Here is a 17,566-nt window from a genome sequence, read left to right as displayed (position 1 = left end):
TGTCACGGTTGCAGTTAATCCGCAATACACAAGCCAAGAATGCTCTAAATGTGGTGAAATTGTGAAGAAAACACTATCCACTAGGACACACGTTTGTAAATGTGGTTTTGTGAGGGATAGGGATGAAAACGCAGCCAGGATCATCCTTAGTCGAGGATTGGGTACGGTAGGGCATACCGGAACCTTTGCGCTAGACGCAAGCAACGCTTGGGGAGATAGAACCTCTACTCTTGTTGGTGAAAGCCTGTATGAGCAAGTTATGTCTTAGATCCAAGAATCCCCGTGCGTTCATGCCGGGGAGTGTCAAGCACTGGAAATCTTAGCAAATCCAGGTTTACCGCTTCAATGACCTTGCCTATCATTGTGTAAATCCTGTTGATCTTTGGGAAAATTTTGATTCAGCTTCAAGCCACTTTGGAAATCACGGATACACAGGTATGTACTAAGGGTAGGAGTGGCCCTAGTTGTTCTTGTCCGTTGACGGCTAAATCACTATGACATAAATAAACTTTCTCGGATACACGGGAGAGTAAGTCTGCCAAAATTCGCTGTAATCTTTCTTGTTCGCTAATTTTTTCATCTTCGGCTGTCCAAGATTCGCCTAACCTATCGCGCAAGAATAACGGCGCACCAAATAATGTAGCTGCACCACCTTTTGCCCACAATGGTGAACCAGCATCTAGCCAAAAATGCCAACGATGCGATCGCCGACTCGAACGATATTGGAAAATAGTTGCTAAGGTGACGGCTTTTCTCGACAAGCCAATAGGACGCAACGGATAAGGATTGGCAGTAATCGTACCACGTCGCAGTAGTTGAATAAATTCAGCCAAGGTAGTGCTGAGTGCTGAGTGCTGAGAGGGGGTAGACAAGGTAGAGGGGGTAGACAAGGTAGAAAGATTGCTCCCTTGTCCGCCTTGTCCGCCTTGTCCGCCTTGTCTCCCTTGTCCCCCTACCTCCTGCCTCAACCTAGTATCAATTTCCCAGTAATGTTGGGCAGTTTCTAGCAATTCCCGTAAGGCTGCCATTTGGTCATAAGGTGGGTTACTGTCTTTACACAAAAAGTCTTGAATTGCGAGATACAACAGGGAAATGGGGCTAGGAATTAAACGCTGTTCTTGTTGCGATCGCTGTTTTTCAATCCACTGTAATATCTGAGTGTAAGCTGTGGTCGCAGCATAGCCAATTCTATCCCAGCGTTCAAAAGAGGTGACGGGTAATAAATTAGGTTTGTCGGGATGAGGTACAAAACAATAATCAGCAATTAAACCAGCACGTACCGGGTCGATGTGAGTGCTGAGTACTGAGTGCTGAGTTAATATTTCTCCCTCGTCTCCCTTGTCTCCCCTCTCTCCCTGCCCCCTGCCCCCTACCTCCTGCCTCCTACTCAACACCACCAACATCTCCGCCACTGCATCTCTATCTACCAAGCGTCCCAAGCCGGGATAAACGAGTGCCAGCATGGTTAATAATGCCCGAATCATGGGTGAACTAATTAAGGGGCGTTGGTCGTTGAGTGATTCGACGGGGATGTTTTGCTTGGTGAGAATTTCGGTGATGGTGTAACGGGCGATCGCATCTAAACCAGGTGCGATGATGGCAATTTCTTCTGGTTGTATTCTTTCTGACTTAATCGCTTTGCCAATCACCTCGGCTGTGGTTCGCAATAGTTCAGCACGGGAGGTAGTTTGAATTGATTGGACTGTTGCAGGTAACTCTAACATCACCATTGGTTGAGTAATAAATTCTACCATTGGTCTAGCTAGGTTATCGGCTAAGGATGGGGCGACTGGTGTAAATAAAGTTTCTAAGCGACAATGCCTCGCCAACCCTTCCAAATAGTTGGGATCAGCCCCCAAACCCAAGCGTACAGCGCCATCAGGGTTGTAAGTAAATGCACCAACAGCACCCTGTTGTAAAAGTGTTTCAAATAACTGTCGGGTTGCGGCTGGATAATCATCAACATCATCAGCTAGTATGGCTTGATACCGTTGCCTGAGACGTTCTTGATAATGGCGATCGCTTAACAAGTGTTGCGTGTAGAGTTCAGTTATAATCCCATAAGTGAGCAAGCCTCGCTCTAAACACCAGTTACGCCAATCTAGCAGCAAAGATGCTAAAAATTCCGGCTCTAGATTTACGCCGTTGTCCTCTAAACCGCTTTGTAAAACTTCAGCAATTCCTTCACAAGCCGTACCACTGTAGGCGGCTAGTTGCAACAAGTCCAAAATTCGTCGGACTAAACGGTATTCATTCACTCCAGCACGCCGCAGAATCTCTGCATCGATTTGCTCACGCCAGAGTTTTGTAGCTAATTCCTGTTCAGTTTCTGGGCGCAATCTTACTGGAAATTGTGCCTTAAGATGCAGTAACTCAATGAGTAAAGGCCAAAATAAAATAACTTCATCTTGAAAAAAACCCAAGGGAGTTTTAGCACGAATGGGATATTTTCCTAAAGTTTTTGTAACAATTTTGTCAGACAATTCCCGACGATTGTCATCATTTGCTGCTAATACCAAAACTCCAGGTTCTGTTTGTTTTAAAACAAAAGGTTTTGAAAAGGAATTGTCAGATTTTTTTCCAGCTTTTTTAGTATAAAATAATCCCAAGTTGTGATTTTCTATTTGTAGCCAACGACAAAAATGTTCTACCAAACGAGTTGTCTTACCACTGCGGCTATTGCCGACAATCCAAACAGAATGTGAAACCACAAACTTTCTCCTTCTAGATTTGGTTAGTATATCTTGTGCGTTAACTTAGGGTTAAGAATCACTAGAAAAGGCTGGATAATTGCCTACAATGAATAATTTCGCTTTTACCCAAAAAATTTACTCTTACTTACTAGCTGCTTACCGTTGGTACTTATTAACGCCACAGCGTTCTCTTGATGAGGCTTATCAAGCAGCATTACAAATTAAATCCATCGAAGATGAGCATTTCAACGGTAAAAAAATAGATGCTGACTCAAGCCAATACAGCAACAGCATGATGGATTATTTTGAGTCAGACCTTAAAAAACAATTAAAAATTGCGCGGATGCGCCTCACAGAATTTCGCGCCAGCCGTTGGTTTTCCAACGAATCTAATCAAAAAGCGGCACGAAAAACAGGTATAGAATATCCTAGTGCGGAGATAATTTTAGAAAAATTAAGATTTATTGATGAAGTCATATCAAAATATACCGTATCTGATATTGAAACTAATTCTGTCATAGTTAATCAACCACAAATAGTCAAAGTTGCTGATGTTACTCCGCAAAAATCACCCGCCCCATTAGCTCCACAATTACCAAATAAAAACCTAGAAACCAAACAAAAACCACGGCGGAAAGCTGATACAACAGGTGTATTGCCTCGCTCAATTTTAGGAACTATTAGTCGTTTACAAGTCGAGTTAGACCCAAATTCTGAGCAGGATGTTGTTAAAAGCTTTCGGCAAGCTCAAAGAAGAACTATCATATCTATCAGATTTATATTATTACTAATTATTGTACCTCTTTTAGCACATCAACTATCAAAAGCTTTGATTGTTGGGCCATTAATTCCCAATTTTAGACCAGCCGAAACAGCCAATGTCTTCCTAAACTTTGAAATGGAAGAAGAAGCTTTATCAGAGTTACAAAGATTTGAAGAAAGAATAAGATTTGAAAATTTAATTGGCATTGCACCGCCTCTGAATCCAGAAGCAATAGAAGAGAAACTCAAAGAAAAAGCCGCAGAAATCGCAGAAGAATTTCGGGATGAAAGTGCAAATGCGATTAAAAATGTGTTTGCCGATATTTTCTCGGTAATTGCTTTTGTTTGGTTGCTGCTGGTGAGTAAGCAATCTATTGCCGTGCTGAAAGATTTCTTTGATAATCTTGTTTATGGTTTGAGTGATAGTGCCAAGGCATTTATTATCATTTTGTTTACTGATGTGTTTGTGGGATTCCACTCTCCCCACGGTTGGGAAGTAATTTTAGAAGGTGTATCGCGCCATTGGGGTTTACCAGCCAACCGCGATTTTATCTTTTTGTTTATTGCCACATTTCCAGTGATTTTAGACACGATTTTTAAATACTGGATATTCCGTTATCTCAACCGGATTTCGCCTTCTGCTGTGGCGACTTATCGCAATATGAATGAGTAATAGAATTGGGAGTAGGGAGTCGGGAGTGGGGAGTAGGAGGTAGGGGGCTGCGGTGTACACACAAATCCTCTGATCCCCCTAAATCCCCCTTAAAAAGGGGGACTTTGAGATATTTTCCCCCCTTTTGAAGGGGGGATCGAAACACTACTAGGGAACTTTATAAGACTTGTGTGTACACCGAAGGGAGTAGGGGGAGAAGGGAGACGAGGGAGAAATGTTTGTCAATCATTTAGGATTGCTATACAGACTAGCCACTTTCATCACCCCACCAATCATTATTTTGAGTTTTTTGGTGGGGACGCAACCATTAGGATTTCGAGAACTGAGTTCGGCGGTATGTCGCATCAAAAAATGGCATGTACCAGATGCTTTAGAAAACCAGCAATCAGTTTTGATTGAACGATCGCCTGTGGGGTGTTGTCAAGATGACCTATCTTGTTTTGATGAATTAGCAGATAAACAAGCTTTAATTACTTCTGTTGATCGCAGTTTACAATACTTGCAAACATCACGGGCGATCGCAGCTTATCAAAAATATCCCGTCACCGGAATTACACGCGATCGCGTCATCAAAAGTTTAACCAGATTCCGCGAACTCCTTTTAAAATCAAAATCTGCCAAAGAATTACATCAAGCCATCGAAAAAGAGTTTGTGTATTATCAATCTGTCGGCAAAGACCAAAAAGGTACAGTTTTATTTACCGCTTATTATGAACCACTGTATCTGGCTAGTCGCGTCCCTACAAATGAATTTCGTTATCCCGTTTATCGATTACCTCCCGATATCAATTCTTGGCCGCAGCCCCATCCTACCCGTTTAGAATTGGAAGGTGCTGATGGTTTACAAGGAACAAAAGGCAAATTACGGGGATTAGAGTTATTTTGGTTCCGCGATCGCTTAGAACCATATATGATTCAAATTCAGGGTTCAGCGCGACTACAATTAACCGATGGTAATGATACAACAATCGGTTATGCAGGTAATACAGCTTATAACTATAAAAGTATTGGTCGAGAACTAGCCAACGATGGCAAATTGCCCTTACAGGGAATGACAATGCCCATTATCCTCGACTATTTTCAACAGCATCCCCCAGAATTAAATATCTATATCCCCCGTGATCCCAGTTTTGTGTTTTTTCAAGAAAACCACGGCGCACCACCTCAAGGTTCAATCAATGTCCCACTCACCGCAGAACGTTCCATCGCTACAGATAAGTCTCTCATGCCACCTGGGGCTTTAGCTTTGATTCGCGCTCCTTTTCCCTTTGTCCAAGCTAACGGCGAGATGGAACATCAGATTGTGAGCCGTTATGTGCTTGATCAAGATACAGGTGGAGCAATTAAAGGTGCGGGTAGAGTAGATTATTTTTTGGGGACGGGTAAAATCGCTGGAGAGCGTGCTGGTGTTACCGTTAGCAATGGGCAGTTGTATTACCTGTTACTCAAACCATAAAAAATTCCTAAAAATTCTGCACCAGGAACTCAAGCAATTATCTGCCGTCATTTTGGCTAATAGTCAGTATAAGACAGAGCTATGTTAGAGCCTGCTTTTATTGCGTGTATTTGATGGTTGTTTGAAGTGGAGTGTGTTTTCTGAGTTTATAGTTTTATCACAAATAATTTACTTGCCTTAATATTTGGCAAAAAAATGTGGAAAATCAAATCTGAAATAATGATTAATTCCCGTGTAGTTGATTATGTAAGTTTAACTTTTAATCACTACAACTAATGTTCGTTTATATTAGCAGCACCTTATCTTCGTACTTTAAGCGATCGCAGGTTATCTACAGAAAAACTTAGTGCTGACTACACTTCACTGTCAGGGGCGCATACGTCATGGATATTAACCAAATTTTAGCTGTATTTATTCAGTCGATCATGGGAGTCGCAAGTGTTCAGGATTTTAGTTGATGCCGATTTAATCTTAGATGCTTTGATAAATCGCAACAAATTGACAGAAGATGTCAGAGAATTACTCGATGGAGTGCATCCATCCATCAAGCTGTATTTAACAGATATTGGCTGGCAAAAAATAGCTGCTTATACTAGCCGCTTGCAAAACAGTCAAATTGCGGAAATAGTAATTGACTGGTTACGAGAAAAAATCAACATTTGTATTGTTGACCAACAAATTCTCCAAATAGCACGTTCATCACCATTAAGAGATTTTGAATCGGCTGTCGAATTTGTTTGTGTTGATGACCAACTTTTAGATGCAATTGTCACACATAAACCGGAGGATTTTGTAGAAGCACCGAATCAACTGTGGGTTTGGTCTGCGGCTGATTTATGGTTACGGGCTAATTTAGAAAGACAGTTACAAAAATGTCTTTGATGTGCCTATGAGGAGTCGTCAAATGCTTAATAGTGCTTATAAAAAAAGGCGTTAGGGCGAGATTTTTAAGAAAGATAGTTTAAAATAAAGTTTTTTTAGGGATTTTCTAGGCGCAGGTTTTTTTTGGTGCTAGGATCTAGCACTATATATCGAGATAAAAGTGCTGTAGCTGTGAAACAAAAGCCAAAACCGAGGATTGCTTTGCTTCGTGAAAGAGCAGGGCTTACCCAGCTTGAACTATCGCGTCTTGTAGGCGTAACTGAAAGCACTATTCAAAACTGGGAAAGCGGCAGAACTGGGACAGACCACATTGAAAGAATCATTAGGTTCTGCAAGGCATTAGATTGTCAAGTAGACGACCTAATAGAATATGTGAACGAACCATTAGAAGAACCTGTAGCCAAACCAAGTTCAATAAATGAAATACATCAGATTTTAGGTACTGAGGCTACCACCTCAACCTTAAATTCTGAAAGTGAAGTTGCTCCAAAGCACAAAGCTACGAGTAGCTAACATATTCTTTTTCTAAAAGGCAACAGGGAACAGGCTAAAAAGTCTGTAATTTTCTATGTTTGATGATTAGTTTTTTCTAATCTCATTCCTAACTACTATAAATTTCTTAGATAAACCGATGGGTCATCTGTCAAAGAGTTTTGGCGAGAGATGATCTATCGGTGATTTTTCGTCATTATTTGTGAGGACTTACGCAAAAAACGAAAAAATAAGGTTTTAGAACAGGGTACAGGGGTATGAGAGTGTAAGGGTGTAATACCAATTTGAAAAATGATTACAACAAATAGGTTACTGAAAAGCTCACCAGTAAGCAATTTCCCAATCCAAAATCCAAAATCTAAAATCCAAAATGGTATAAGTATTCAAAACCCTTTCACCCCATACCCTTTCACCCCTACACCCAATCTTGGTACGTAAGTCCTATTTGTGTTGCCATAAATTGTCTACTGTCACAAACTGATAGCCTTGTTGTAGCAATTGCGGAATTAGGATTTCTATTGTTGCGGCTACATCTTGTCCGCCACAAACGCCGTCATGCAAGACGATGAGTGAACCATTTTGTACTTGTTGTAGAACTCGCCGCACTACCGTGGTAATTCCTGGCCTTACCCAGTCTTCTGGGACAACACTCCACATGACTGGACGGTAATTCCATTGACGGAAAAATTTTAAAGTTTTGGGTGTAAATAAACCGTTGGGAGGACGAACATCAAGCACTTGTGAGGGGTTCAAGTTACAAGCGTTGTAAATAGCGGCTTGGGTTGTTTCTAAACTTTCCTTGAGTTCCTTGGGAGTCAGTAAAGGGAAAGAACGATGATCATAACCGTGTAAACCAATCCAATGGCCTCTGTCGCTGATGGCTTTAGCAACATCTGGTGAACGATTCACACAAGCACCCAACCAAAAAAAACTAGCTGTGATATTATAGCGGTCTAAAACTTGTAAAACTTGGGGTGTGTATTGGGGATGGGGGCCATCATCAAAAGTAAGTGCGATCGCCTTACACTTGCGATCGCCACTCCAAAGACAATCAGGAAAGCTCGGTTGAAGAATCCGATATATTAAAGGAAAAGAGAAAGCAAACTGCATTACTAATTTTTTGTAGCTTTCCCCAGTCTAGTCTCAATTTAACGATTTAAGGTGAGCCAAGAAATCTACATGAAAAGCCTTACCTTGAAAATCTTCTGCTGATGCTTCAAATAACCCTGAAACAGAAAATCCTTGCTGCTGCAACCATAATCGCACCCACTCTAAAAGTTCTGCTTTGGAAAAATCCTCTGTCCTGACTACAATTTCTGTTCCATCAATAAGATAAGAATTATCACCAAGTTTTTTCAACAACTTCTTTTCAAACTCATCAAAATCAGATTCATCTTCTAGATTATTTGGATTACCTAAAGCATCTATAGTTAACCAGAGAGCTTCGCCATTGTAACTACCATCATCTGGAAGTAAGTAAACATCTTCCCAGATTTGACGTTCTTGCTCCCAGATATGAGGGATGTAGTACTTCCAATTCATATTTGAGACTTTAGAGACAATTTATACATTAAATCTTAAGTAGTGGACAGACACAGAGAAAAAACCTTTGCGCCTTTGCGCGGCAGTCGCTTCAAGTCGGCAAAGCCGCCCAACGCGCTGCCTTGCCTTTGCGTGAGCATTTCACTGCACCAAAGCTCTAACATCATTTGCCGAATCTAATTGTAATGCGGTAGCAACGATCGCCTCGGCTTGAGCTACAGTTAATTTTGCGATCGCTTGTTTAATGATCCCGATAGCTTGGGGATTGACACTCAATTCATCTAACCCCAAACCTAATAAAATACCTGCGGCGGTGGGATCTGCGGCTAATTCTCCACATAATCCTACCCAAATTCCGGCGGCGTGGGCTGCTTTAACAGTTCGTTGAATCATTCGCAATACAGCAGGGTGTAAGGCATCGGCTAAATACGCTACTCTGGGGTTAGTGCGATCGCCTGCCATGACATACTGACTTAAATCATTTGTCCCAATACTGAAAAAGTTAACTTCCGCCGCTAAGTTATCAGCGATGGCGACAGCCGCCGGGACTTCAATCATGACACCCACTGGGAGATTTTTATCAAAAGAAATACCAGCTTGCCGCAATTGTGCCTGTACTTCCCCTAAGATTGCCTTAGCTGCTCGTACTTCTGTGACACTAGCAATCATCGGGAACATCACCTTAATTTTGTGTTCCGCACTGGCGCGTAAAATGGCTCTTAACTGAGTTTTAAATAAATCTGGATGATCTAAACAAAAACGAATCCCCCGCCAGCCTAAGAAGGGGTTAGCTTCAGAAAAGTTGAATCGCAAATAAGGTAATGGCTTGTCACCACCAACATCGAGGGTGCGGATAATTAGCGGACGGTTATCTAAAACTTGAGCGATCGCCTGATACACTGCTAGTTGTTCTTCTTCTGTGGGTGCGGTGTTTCTCCCTAAATACAAAAACTCTGTCCGCAACAGTCCCACACCTTCCGCACCACCAGCCACAGCCGCTTGGACATCTGCAATACCGCCAATATTGGCGAGGATATTGATTTGTTTGCCATCACGGGTAATTGCTGGTTGATGCGCCTTGGCGAGTGCTTCTTGTTTAGCAGTTTGCCAAGCTTCTCGTTTAGCCTCCAATGCACCGAGAATATCTGCTTCTGGTTCTACCCAAGCTTTACCGCTTTCACCATCCAACGCCATCAAAGTACCATCTTGCAGCCGCAACACTTCAGGATTGACACCCAAAACGGCGGGAATCCCCAATGTCCGCGCAATGATCGCGCTGTGGGATGTAGCACTTCCTGACACAGTACAAATACCGAGTACTTTACTGGGGTCTAACCCGGCTGTATCGGAAGGTGTCAAATCTGTGGCTAGTAAAATTGCTGGTTCAGACAGATACAAACTACTAGCAGCACTTCCGGCTAACAGTCGCAGCACTCTTTGTCCCACATCCACCACATCTTCGACACGTTCTTTTAAATACGCATCATCTAAAGTACGGTAGGAAGTTGCAACTTCATCCACTGCGGCTTGCCAAGCTGCTTCGGCATTGAGGTGATGTTCCATGATGCGTTGCTGTACAGTTTCCAACAACACAGGGTCTTCTAAAAATAGTAAATGAGCATCAAAAATGGCAGCTTCCGTGTCACCGATTTGCAAAGTTGCTTGGGAAAAAATTGTCTGAATTTCTTGTTGCGCGGTGTGAATAGCGGCTTGTAAACGCTGTAATTCTGCTTCTGGGTCGTTGACGTGGTATTGTGTTACTGTCACCGGAGCAGGTTGATAATGAATTACAGGTGCGATCGCAACTCCGGGAGAAGCCGCAATTCCTGAAAGTTCGCCATGAGTTGCTGCTGTTGTTTCCGGCTGGACTGCTGGCGGCAATACTACAGCCTTATCATCTTCACCAAAGTTATTTGCAAATAAAGTTTGTAATGCGGCGAGTGCTGCATCTGCATCAATACCAGTCGCAGTAATTAATACTTCATGTCCTTGACGCACTCCCAAAGTTGTCACTTGGTTAATACTGTCACCCCGAACAACGGCAGTATTTCTGGTTAAATTCTGCACATGAATGCGAGATTGAAATTTTGCGGCTGTGGCGACAAACTGCGCCGCCGGACGCGCGTGTAAGCCTAAACGATTATTAACAGTCAGCCGAATTTCTCGATTTGGATAAGTTGCACTCGTTATTGGTTGTGTATTAATACTGTCAGCAATTGTTGTATTAGTAATGCCTAATTGTGTGGCTTTGGCGTTTAATGCTCCTCTGGCTTCTGCTATTACCTGCTGGATATTTTTACCTATAGCGGCTGCAACGGTAGCGGCGATCGCACCTTCTACCAATGGTGCTTCACAGAGGTATACTTTTTCTTGATGGGCTTCTGGCAAAAACTCCACAGCCATTTCTGCATTCATGACCGCACTACCAAGATCCATCAATACTAATACACCATCATCGCTAAATACAGATGCGATCGCCTCATAAATCTTCAGCGCATCCGTACCAAGTGGATTTTCTGCATCATCAATACCAGCCGCCACCGCAATCGCAACTTTGCCCTGAACCATTTGTGCAGCGAGTTCCTGCACACCCAGAGCCAATTGTTTACTATGAGAAACGATAACTATTCCGACCACTGCAACACCATCAACCTTGTTGAGAGTCTGAGATTGAGCAAGCTACTCGTTGCAGTCCAAAATAACATCAATATTTCATTCTCATTACAATTGTCCAGAAATCTTTAGAATGAGGCGTTGTATCTGGAGGAGGGATGCGAGCAGAGTTGATTAAAACTTACGCAATAACTCTCTCAAACTCTTATAACTTCGTGTCCTACCCTTCGGGAAGCCACTTCGTGTCTATGCGTCCTTTGCGGTTCATTTTTTTATACTTTTGCGTAAGCCCTGTTTATATTCAGAAACAAACTAAAGTATCAATAGCATGGCTAAGATTAAATTTAATTAGCTCTTTTTGCGGTGATAAACATCTTTACGATGACTAATTTTAACGACTTTAACTATTAATAAATCATCTTTAATCTCGTATAATATACGATACTTACCCACGCGAACACGATAGGTATCTTCTTCACCCTCTAACTTAACCACGCCATTAGGACGAGGATTGTTGGATAACTCTTGAATTTTTTCTTCAATTTTAACTTTAATATCTTCAGGTAGCTTTTTTAATTGTTTAGCTGCCCTGGTTGTAATTTCTATTTGATAAATCATGCACTCTCTTGCTTATATTGCTCCCAAGAGATAGTAGTATCATTTTTCGCAGCATAAATATCTTGAATATCCTCTTCATCTTCATTTTTACGAATTTTTAGTAACTCTAAAACATCTTCTAAAGTGTCGTCATAAGCTTGTTCTAATTCTTCATAAATAGCTTTGAGTAATGCTTGTCTAGTTTTTGTCGGTTGCATGATATACCTCATTACTTGCTTTTTATCGCTGATATTTACACCATTATTATGGTCTTTCTCTAGTTTACCAATAGATTTAGAATATCTAGTTGCGATCGCACTGAAAATAGTAGTTATATAAACTACAGTCTGATTCTTAGCCTTACAAAATCTGGTATCTTCGATAGCAAGCGATGACTAAAGCTAAACATCTTAGATACATCAACATTAATATTGCGGAAAAACAGCGTACTGCCCATGTCTCAAAAGGCATTTGGTGAATGGCTACTAAAATAAAACCTAACCACCAAAAGAGCAATGTATATATATTACTAGCCTGGACAATGAATTTCATCCATTTAGGACATTGTGATGAAGTGATTTTCCAAGTGCTATCGCTTTCCCTTTGTTCAAGATATGTGTCTCTGTCAGAATTACCATATTTCATCTGACGGTTGATATACCAAATGAAAAGTGACAGCAATATTATTCCTAACTGTAAGCAACTTAGTACAACTCCAAAGGAGTTTAAATCAATGACTGAGAGCAACAAAGACAATATATGTATTATCAAACTACTAATCAGTCCGACTGTGGCATAAATTTTTAAGAATTTTAGAGCAACACTTAAATTAAACGATGCCATACATAAATTAGCTAAAATACAGGTTTTTCTTCACTTATTCTTCCACCACTTTTATCAAATCTTCAATTGTCACTTCAAAAGAAATGGTAGGTTGGGTGAAGCGACAGCGTAACCCAACAAAATTTTGATTATGTTGGGTTTCATTTCATTCCACCCAACCTACACATCTGAACCTCTCTCTACGTAGGAACTTTTACAATTGAAGCGATCGCACTTACCAAACGAGTAAAACGTTCTTCTCTCAATTCATTTATACAGGCATTAATATCAAAGTTGGCTGGTAATTCTGCGTCTACAACTAAAACACCGATTTCTTAAAGAAGTCGGAGATTTGAACTATTATCAACGCCGCCTCGTCCATAGAAAATTAATTTTTTAGATGGGAATCCAGTCTAGTTTATCAATCCACTCTTCTGCTTCTGTCACTTGCCAGATGATATAAATTGTCTCTGCCCAGCTACTAAGATTACCACTAGAACGTAACCAAACTAGCCCCCAAATATGCCCTCCATCACTCCAGTGTTTTTCTAAATGTCCAGGCATACTTTTACGATTGTCTGTAATTAATAACCTTTCGGATAATTCTAGATACTTTAATATATCTGGATCAAGTGTACCTAATGGTGGTGCATTGGCCTCGCCTACACGTAAAATATCTATTGTTGGATCAAAGCGCAAAACGGCAGTCTTTAGCTTAGGTGGCAAATTTTCATCTAAAAGAAAACGTATCTTCACGCGCGGTTGAGTAACTCCTGTTCACGTTGTGCTTTAAATGCTTTTAAACGTTGCATTAAAGGAGAAGGATTAGCTAAAGATTCTTGATAGCGTTGTTCTTGCCACTTAGATAACCGCAACATATAAGCATCTATTTCTGTACGATTTTGCAGGTAATAGGTAAGCGTCGCGTAAATTTTTTCCAAATTAAGAGAAGGCAATTCTTCTAGAATCTCCTCTGACGAATATCCTTGCAGGTAATATTGAATTACATGATCAATGCCAATGCGATGTCCTTTAATTCGGATGTCATCTGGATTTAGAAATTCAAAATAATCTTCTAGTTGCATTTGTTTACGAGTGATTAAAGAAATGGTAGCCTTGATGATGTTGGGTTCCATTTAATTCCAACCAACATATACCTTTATTTTATTCTATCTACAAACAGCGATCGCCTACCGCAAAACCATCGTATCTTGATTTTTGATGAAACTAATACGTCATTGCGAGCGCAACGAAGTGGAGTGAAGCAATCGCAAAATCCCTCACTAAGAACGAGTCCATGCGATTGCTACCCTGCGGGAAGTCTTACGCCTACGTCGTGCCTCCTCTCTGCGAGACGCTACGCGAACGCAATGACAGGATTATTATTTTGCAGATAGCAAGTAGAGAGTCTCTTGAATTGCAGACCAATCTTTTTCTGACAGTAGAATAGCATTACCGCGATCGCCTTGAATAATTACAGGTTTACCTTGTTCTGCAACTTGGTCGATTAGCTGTTGTAACTGCTTTTGAGCTTCGTTGACGGGAAGCGAAGACATGATGATGTTTTTGACTGATAATTACTTTATTTTATTCTATCTACAAATAGCGATCGCCTACCGCAAAACCATCGTATCTTGATTGTTGATGAGAGCGATCGCCAAGCGCAAAACCATTTTTTGCTACGTAGGGACTTGTACAATTGAAGCGATCGCACTTCCCAAACGAGTAAAATGATTTGGATTTAATGTTAGTAAAATATCTACTTGGGCTTTTAATGCAGCTTGAGCAATTAAAGCATCGAAAATAGCGCCACCAGGAAGGTTTAAAGTTGACATTTGAGCGATCGCATTTTGATAATCTTGAACAACTAGTGGAACTCCTTCTAAATACTGTAGTATATCTACAACTATGCTTTGAGCTTGTTGAGGACTGATACGTGGCTGAACAGGTAAGCGTGTGATAACAGAATATGTTTCAGCTAAACTGTGTGTTGAAATAAACCCTTGAATTTCCCCAGACTTTGCAGATTGAATCTTGGGAAAACAAACCGAATGTTGTGGATGATTGACAATTATTGCAGGAACTAAGGCTGAAGTATCAAACAAAACTTTCATTAAACTATTTGTTCTTGAATGCGTTCTTCTCTCAATTCATCTATAAAAGTATTGATATCAAAGTTGGCTGGTAATTCTGCGTCTACAACTAAGATTCCATCTTTGCGATAGAGGTTTGCTTGGTTGGGGTTGGGTTGAGTATCTTCTGCTAGTTTTTGCTGGCTGAGAGTTGCAATTTTTTCTGTAATGGCTTGCAAAATAAATTGCTCAGTTGATATTCCCTGACTGCTTGCCCATTTTTCAATCTTTTCTTGTAATTGGGGTGGAAGGTTCATAAATATTGTTCTGATTTTGTCATGATATGAACTAGGTTAGCATTACGATTCGCCTACCGCAAAACCATCGTATCTTGATGATTGATGAGAGCGATCGCTTCATAAACCAATACGGTTCAGTTAGTACAGTTTGAACATTGAAGATCCCCCTAAATCCCCCTTAAAAAGGGGGACTTGAAGAAAAATTCCCCCCTTTTTAAGGGGGGCTAGGGGGGATCTGAACCTCTCGCATAATTACGAATTATGAATTACGAATTAATTTTTTAGCCAGTTGCCACAATAAATAAAACGGTAAAATTAATATAACTAATAATAATTGGAAAAACCTACTTAACCAACCTTGCCAAATAGGAACGGGAGTTAACTGGCGTTGCAGAATTGCCAAATTTTCTCTCACTGTCACTGTATTGGGATGATTATCCCCTAACACCCGTTGAAACATTGCCAAGGCATCAATGTACAAAGGTTCGGCTTCACTATACCTGCTTTGGCTACGGTAAAGTCCAGCTAAATTGTTCAAGCTTGTAGCGACATTGGGATGATCATCAACAAATAGGCGCTGTCTCATCGCCAAGGCATCAATGTACAAAGGTTCGGCTTCACCATACCTGCCTTGGCTAAAGTAAAGTCCAGCTAAATTGTTCAAGCTTGTAGCGACATTGGGATGATCATCAACAAATAGGCGCTGTCTCATCGCTAAGGCATCAATGTACAAAGGTTCGGCTTCACCATACCTGCCTTGGCTAAAGTAAAGTAAGGCTAAATTGTTCAAGCTAGAAGCGACATCGGGATGATCATCAACAAATAGGCGCTGTCTAATCGCCAAGGCATCAATGTACAAAGGTTCGGCTTCACCATACCTGCCTTGGCTAAAGTAAAGTCCAGCTAAATTGTTCAAGCTTGTAGCGACATTGGGATGATCATCAACAAATAGGCGCTGTCTCATCGCCAAGGCATCAATGTACAAAGGTTCGGCTTCACCATACCTGCCTTGGCTAAAGTAAAGTAAGGCTAAATTGTTCAAGCTAGTGGCGACATCGGGATGATCGCCTGTAAATAAAGCTTGGCAAACGTTGACGCATTTCTTATAGCAATTTTCTGCTAATTGATATAGTCCTTGTCCTGCATAAAATCTTGCTACTCCCACAAATACCCAAATTAATACATCATTAGGTACTGATGCGGGGGAATTTATCTGTTGTTCTTTTGCTTGGTTTACTTCTGCAATTATCCGTTCTCCCAAATCTTCAATGTGGGGAATAACATCTTTAACACGTTCGATATCTTTAGACGTTGCTGAGTAGGGAAGGCTTTGAGCTTTGGTTATCATCGCAGTGGCAAAAGTGGTTTCTAAAATTGGCTTCATCTCGCCAGCATTTGCTAACTGTTCTTGTAAAAACCACCGCACTAAGGCATGAATTTTATAATATCCTTCGCTGTTTTCTACCTGTTGCAGCAAGTGACGTTTGTAGAGTTGTTTTTTGGCTTCGTTGATTTCAGTTGAATTACCCCACCCTAACCCTCCCCTTGTAAAGGGGAGGGAACTTTCCTCCGTTTCTACAGGGAGAGAATTAGACTCTCTAGTTTCCCCCCTTTCCAAGGGGGGATTAAGGGGGGTAATTTGACTAGTGTTTACATCATCACTTGCAGGAGGCTCATCTTCATCATCTCCACCAGTCGCCACCCACACTACCAAATCCCATAAAATAGACTGGGGCGCAAATAAACTCAAAAACCTGCCTAGTTGTTGCGTTAGTGGTTCGAGTTCTTCCCAAGTTAAAGCAAAGGCGGCTTTCACTCCCAGTTGTGTTGAGTTGAGAGTTTCCCTGTCTTGTAATGCTGCTTCGGCTAACTTGCGTTGTTGCAGTCGCTCCCACATTATATATAGATGTAAATCTGGGTCTTGTGCTAAATAAGCACCGACTAACTCTATCCCCAAAGGTAAATATTCTAAAAATTCACATATTGCGTTGGCGGCTTGTTGTTGGTTGTCTACTCGCTTGTCTTTCCTCAACAATTTTTTTAACAGTTCTAATGCTTTCTCTGGCGAGAGAACATCTAAGGGAATTTCTTGAATAAAGTTAGGATCTAAATTTCGCAGGCGAGTTGTCACCAAAACCCGAAAGCGGTTATCGCTGGGGACAACTCCGCCCAGGTTGTCTAAGCTGGTGACATCATCAAAGACGATTAATATAGGTAAGTCAGTTTGGGGATATTGCAACCAACACCAAGCAACTTGTTCTTGTAGGGTTAACAGTCTTCCGCTTTGTTCTTGGGGTATCTCCAAACCAAGCTGAACAAAAAAACTTAATACTTCCGCCGCGAGATTACTGGCTCTGTCATTAAACCAAATTATCCCGCCATAATCATCTTGATATTGTCTCGCGTATTGGGTAGCAAGTTCTGTTTTACCTACACCTCCCATCCCTGAGATTGCGACATATTTACCACACTGCAAGTCTTCATGTGCTTGTGTCAGTTCTGTTTCTCGCCCGACAAAGTGAACAGAACTGCGTGGTATATGTTTTGTGGGAGTTAATTGTTTTTGTCCTTCTATAACTAAATTTTTAATGACTCCTTTCCCACCAGGAAAAATAACCTGACCAATTTTATCGCTTAACTTTTTAAAGTCTTCAGGCATATAT

At 41.1% G+C, this 17,566-nt stretch carries 19 protein-coding genes; 6 read left to right on the top strand and 13 right to left on the bottom strand.

The window, feature by feature from the left end; genetic code table 11:
• The coding region (locus H6G79_RS29905) for a zinc ribbon domain-containing protein (protein ID WP_191049385.1) at positions 1–268 on the top strand (268 nt) is incomplete at its 5' end.
• A gap of 136 nt (positions 269–404) precedes the next feature.
• On the opposite strand, the gene H6G79_RS29900 is transcribed toward H6G79_RS29905, so the two are convergent.
• Entirely contained in the window at positions 405–2,711 is a 2,307-nt protein-coding gene (locus tag H6G79_RS29900; RefSeq protein ID WP_190594567.1) for a recombinase family protein, read from the bottom strand.
• A gap of 79 nt (positions 2,712–2,790) precedes the next feature.
• On the opposite strand from H6G79_RS29900, the gene H6G79_RS29895 reads away from it, so the two are divergent.
• The 4 genes from H6G79_RS29895 (at position 2,791) to H6G79_RS29880 (ending at position 6,979) form a co-directional block, all read left to right on the top strand.
• A complete protein-coding gene (locus H6G79_RS29895; RefSeq protein WP_190594566.1) occupies positions 2,791–4,128 on the top strand; it encodes a proton extrusion protein PcxA in 1,338 nt (445 codons plus the stop codon).
• Between the two features lie 214 nt (positions 4,129–4,342).
• Positions 4,343–5,584 carry a murein transglycosylase A gene (locus H6G79_RS29890; protein ID WP_190594565.1) on the top strand — a complete coding sequence of 414 codons (1,242 nt, stop codon included), beginning with the start codon at positions 4,343–4,345 and terminating at the stop codon, positions 5,582–5,584.
• Between the two features lie 438 nt (positions 5,585–6,022).
• A complete protein-coding gene (locus H6G79_RS29885) occupies positions 6,023–6,466 on the top strand; it encodes a hypothetical protein (protein WP_190594564.1) in 444 nt (147 codons plus the stop codon).
• 171 nt (positions 6,467–6,637) lie between these two features.
• Positions 6,638–6,979, top strand: coding sequence for a helix-turn-helix transcriptional regulator (locus H6G79_RS29880; RefSeq protein WP_062298591.1), 342 nt, complete (start codon positions 6,638–6,640; stop codon positions 6,977–6,979).
• A 420-nt stretch (positions 6,980–7,399) separates the two neighbouring features.
• On the opposite strand, the gene H6G79_RS29875 is transcribed toward H6G79_RS29880, so the two are convergent.
• From H6G79_RS29875 to H6G79_RS29855, 5 genes are all read right to left on the bottom strand, one after another.
• Positions 7,400–8,068, bottom strand: a complete 669-nt coding sequence (locus H6G79_RS29875) for a polysaccharide deacetylase family protein (RefSeq protein WP_190594563.1) — start codon at positions 8,066–8,068, stop codon at positions 7,400–7,402.
• Between the two features lie 33 nt (positions 8,069–8,101).
• Positions 8,102–8,500, bottom strand: coding sequence for a hypothetical protein (locus tag H6G79_RS29870; protein ID WP_190594562.1), 399 nt, complete (start codon positions 8,498–8,500; stop codon positions 8,102–8,104).
• Between the two features lie 141 nt (positions 8,501–8,641).
• Complete coding sequence (gene ptsP, locus H6G79_RS29865; protein WP_190594561.1) at positions 8,642–11,137, bottom strand: phosphoenolpyruvate--protein phosphotransferase; 2,496 nt, start codon at positions 11,135–11,137, stop codon at positions 8,642–8,644.
• A 324-nt stretch (positions 11,138–11,461) separates the two neighbouring features.
• Positions 11,462–11,731 (bottom strand): type II toxin-antitoxin system RelE/ParE family toxin, encoded by a 270-nt coding sequence (locus tag H6G79_RS29860; RefSeq protein ID WP_190594560.1) that lies wholly within the window; start codon positions 11,729–11,731, stop codon positions 11,462–11,464.
• A complete protein-coding gene (locus tag H6G79_RS29855) occupies positions 11,728–11,928 on the bottom strand; it encodes a hypothetical protein (protein WP_190594559.1) in 201 nt (66 codons plus the stop codon). The genes H6G79_RS29860 and H6G79_RS29855 overlap by 4 nt, the downstream gene beginning before the upstream one ends.
• On the opposite strand from H6G79_RS29855, the gene H6G79_RS37520 reads away from it, so the two are divergent.
• Positions 11,927–12,049 carry a hypothetical protein gene (locus H6G79_RS37520; protein ID WP_277877377.1) on the top strand — a complete coding sequence of 41 codons (123 nt, stop codon included), beginning with the start codon at positions 11,927–11,929 and terminating at the stop codon, positions 12,047–12,049. The two genes, H6G79_RS29855 and H6G79_RS37520, sit on opposite strands and share 2 nt — an antisense overlap.
• Before the next feature lie 21 nt (positions 12,050–12,070).
• Here H6G79_RS37520 and H6G79_RS29850 read toward each other — a convergent pair whose 3' ends face one another.
• From H6G79_RS29850 to H6G79_RS29820, 7 genes are all read right to left on the bottom strand, one after another.
• Positions 12,071–12,553 carry a hypothetical protein gene (locus H6G79_RS29850; RefSeq protein WP_190594558.1) on the bottom strand — a complete coding sequence of 161 codons (483 nt, stop codon included), beginning with the start codon at positions 12,551–12,553 and terminating at the stop codon, positions 12,071–12,073.
• Between the two features lie 375 nt (positions 12,554–12,928).
• Positions 12,929–13,288 (bottom strand): DUF5615 family PIN-like protein, encoded by a 360-nt coding sequence (locus H6G79_RS29845; RefSeq protein WP_190594557.1) that lies wholly within the window; start codon positions 13,286–13,288, stop codon positions 12,929–12,931.
• Positions 13,285–13,668 (bottom strand): DUF433 domain-containing protein, encoded by a 384-nt coding sequence (locus H6G79_RS29840; protein ID WP_242048618.1) that lies wholly within the window; start codon positions 13,666–13,668, stop codon positions 13,285–13,287. Before H6G79_RS29840 ends, H6G79_RS29845 begins: the two co-directional genes overlap by 4 nt.
• A 246-nt stretch (positions 13,669–13,914) precedes the next feature.
• Positions 13,915–14,088, bottom strand: a complete 174-nt coding sequence (locus H6G79_RS29835; protein WP_190594556.1) for a type II toxin-antitoxin system Phd/YefM family antitoxin — start codon at positions 14,086–14,088, stop codon at positions 13,915–13,917.
• A gap of 123 nt (positions 14,089–14,211) precedes the next feature.
• Positions 14,212–14,646: a PIN domain-containing protein gene (locus tag H6G79_RS29830; protein WP_190594555.1), complete on the bottom strand. Its 435-nt coding sequence runs from the start codon at positions 14,644–14,646 to the stop codon at positions 14,212–14,214.
• Positions 14,646–14,921: a hypothetical protein gene (locus tag H6G79_RS29825; RefSeq protein ID WP_190594554.1), complete on the bottom strand. Its 276-nt coding sequence runs from the start codon at positions 14,919–14,921 to the stop codon at positions 14,646–14,648. Before H6G79_RS29825 ends, H6G79_RS29830 begins: the two co-directional genes overlap by 1 nt.
• 241 nt (positions 14,922–15,162) lie before the next feature.
• Positions 15,163–17,562: a tetratricopeptide repeat protein gene (locus tag H6G79_RS29820; RefSeq protein WP_191049384.1), complete on the bottom strand. Its 2,400-nt coding sequence runs from the start codon at positions 17,560–17,562 to the stop codon at positions 15,163–15,165.
• Positions 17,563–17,566: the final 4 nt, after the last annotated feature.

It is taken from the genome of Anabaena sp. FACHB-83, from assembly GCF_014697485.1.
Classification (GTDB): Bacteria; Cyanobacteriota; Cyanobacteriia; order Cyanobacteriales; family Nostocaceae; genus Nostoc_B.
This window is presented reverse-complemented; position numbering and strand designations above follow the sequence as displayed.

Excerpts from the sequence above, each read along its gene's own strand:
- H6G79_RS29890 (WP_190594565.1), top strand. The coding sequence starts at position 4,343 with ATGTTTGTCAATCATTTAGGATTGCTATACAGACTAGCCACTTTCATC.
- H6G79_RS29875 (WP_190594563.1), bottom strand. The coding sequence starts at position 8,068 with ATGCAGTTTGCTTTCTCTTTTCCTTTAATATATCGGATTCTTCAACCG.
- H6G79_RS29870 (WP_190594562.1), bottom strand. The coding sequence starts at position 8,500 with ATGAATTGGAAGTACTACATCCCTCATATCTGGGAGCAAGAACGTCAA.
- H6G79_RS29860 (WP_190594560.1), bottom strand. The coding sequence starts at position 11,731 with ATGATTTATCAAATAGAAATTACAACCAGGGCAGCTAAACAATTAAAA.
- H6G79_RS37520 (WP_277877377.1), top strand. The coding sequence starts at position 11,927 with ATGATATACCTCATTACTTGCTTTTTATCGCTGATATTTACACCATTA.
- H6G79_RS29855 (WP_190594559.1), bottom strand. The coding sequence starts at position 11,928 with ATGCAACCGACAAAAACTAGACAAGCATTACTCAAAGCTATTTATGAA.
- H6G79_RS29850 (WP_190594558.1), bottom strand. The coding sequence starts at position 12,553 with ATGGCATCGTTTAATTTAAGTGTTGCTCTAAAATTCTTAAAAATTTAT.
- H6G79_RS29840 (WP_242048618.1), bottom strand. The coding sequence starts at position 13,668 with ATGGAACCCAACATCATCAAGGCTACCATTTCTTTAATCACTCGTAAA.
- H6G79_RS29835 (WP_190594556.1), bottom strand. The coding sequence starts at position 14,088 with ATGTCTTCGCTTCCCGTCAACGAAGCTCAAAAGCAGTTACAACAGCTA.
- H6G79_RS29830 (WP_190594555.1), bottom strand. The coding sequence starts at position 14,646 with ATGAAAGTTTTGTTTGATACTTCAGCCTTAGTTCCTGCAATAATTGTC.
- H6G79_RS29825 (WP_190594554.1), bottom strand. The coding sequence starts at position 14,921 with ATGAACCTTCCACCCCAATTACAAGAAAAGATTGAAAAATGGGCAAGC.
- H6G79_RS29820 (WP_191049384.1), bottom strand. The coding sequence starts at position 17,562 with ATGCCTGAAGACTTTAAAAAGTTAAGCGATAAAATTGGTCAGGTTATT.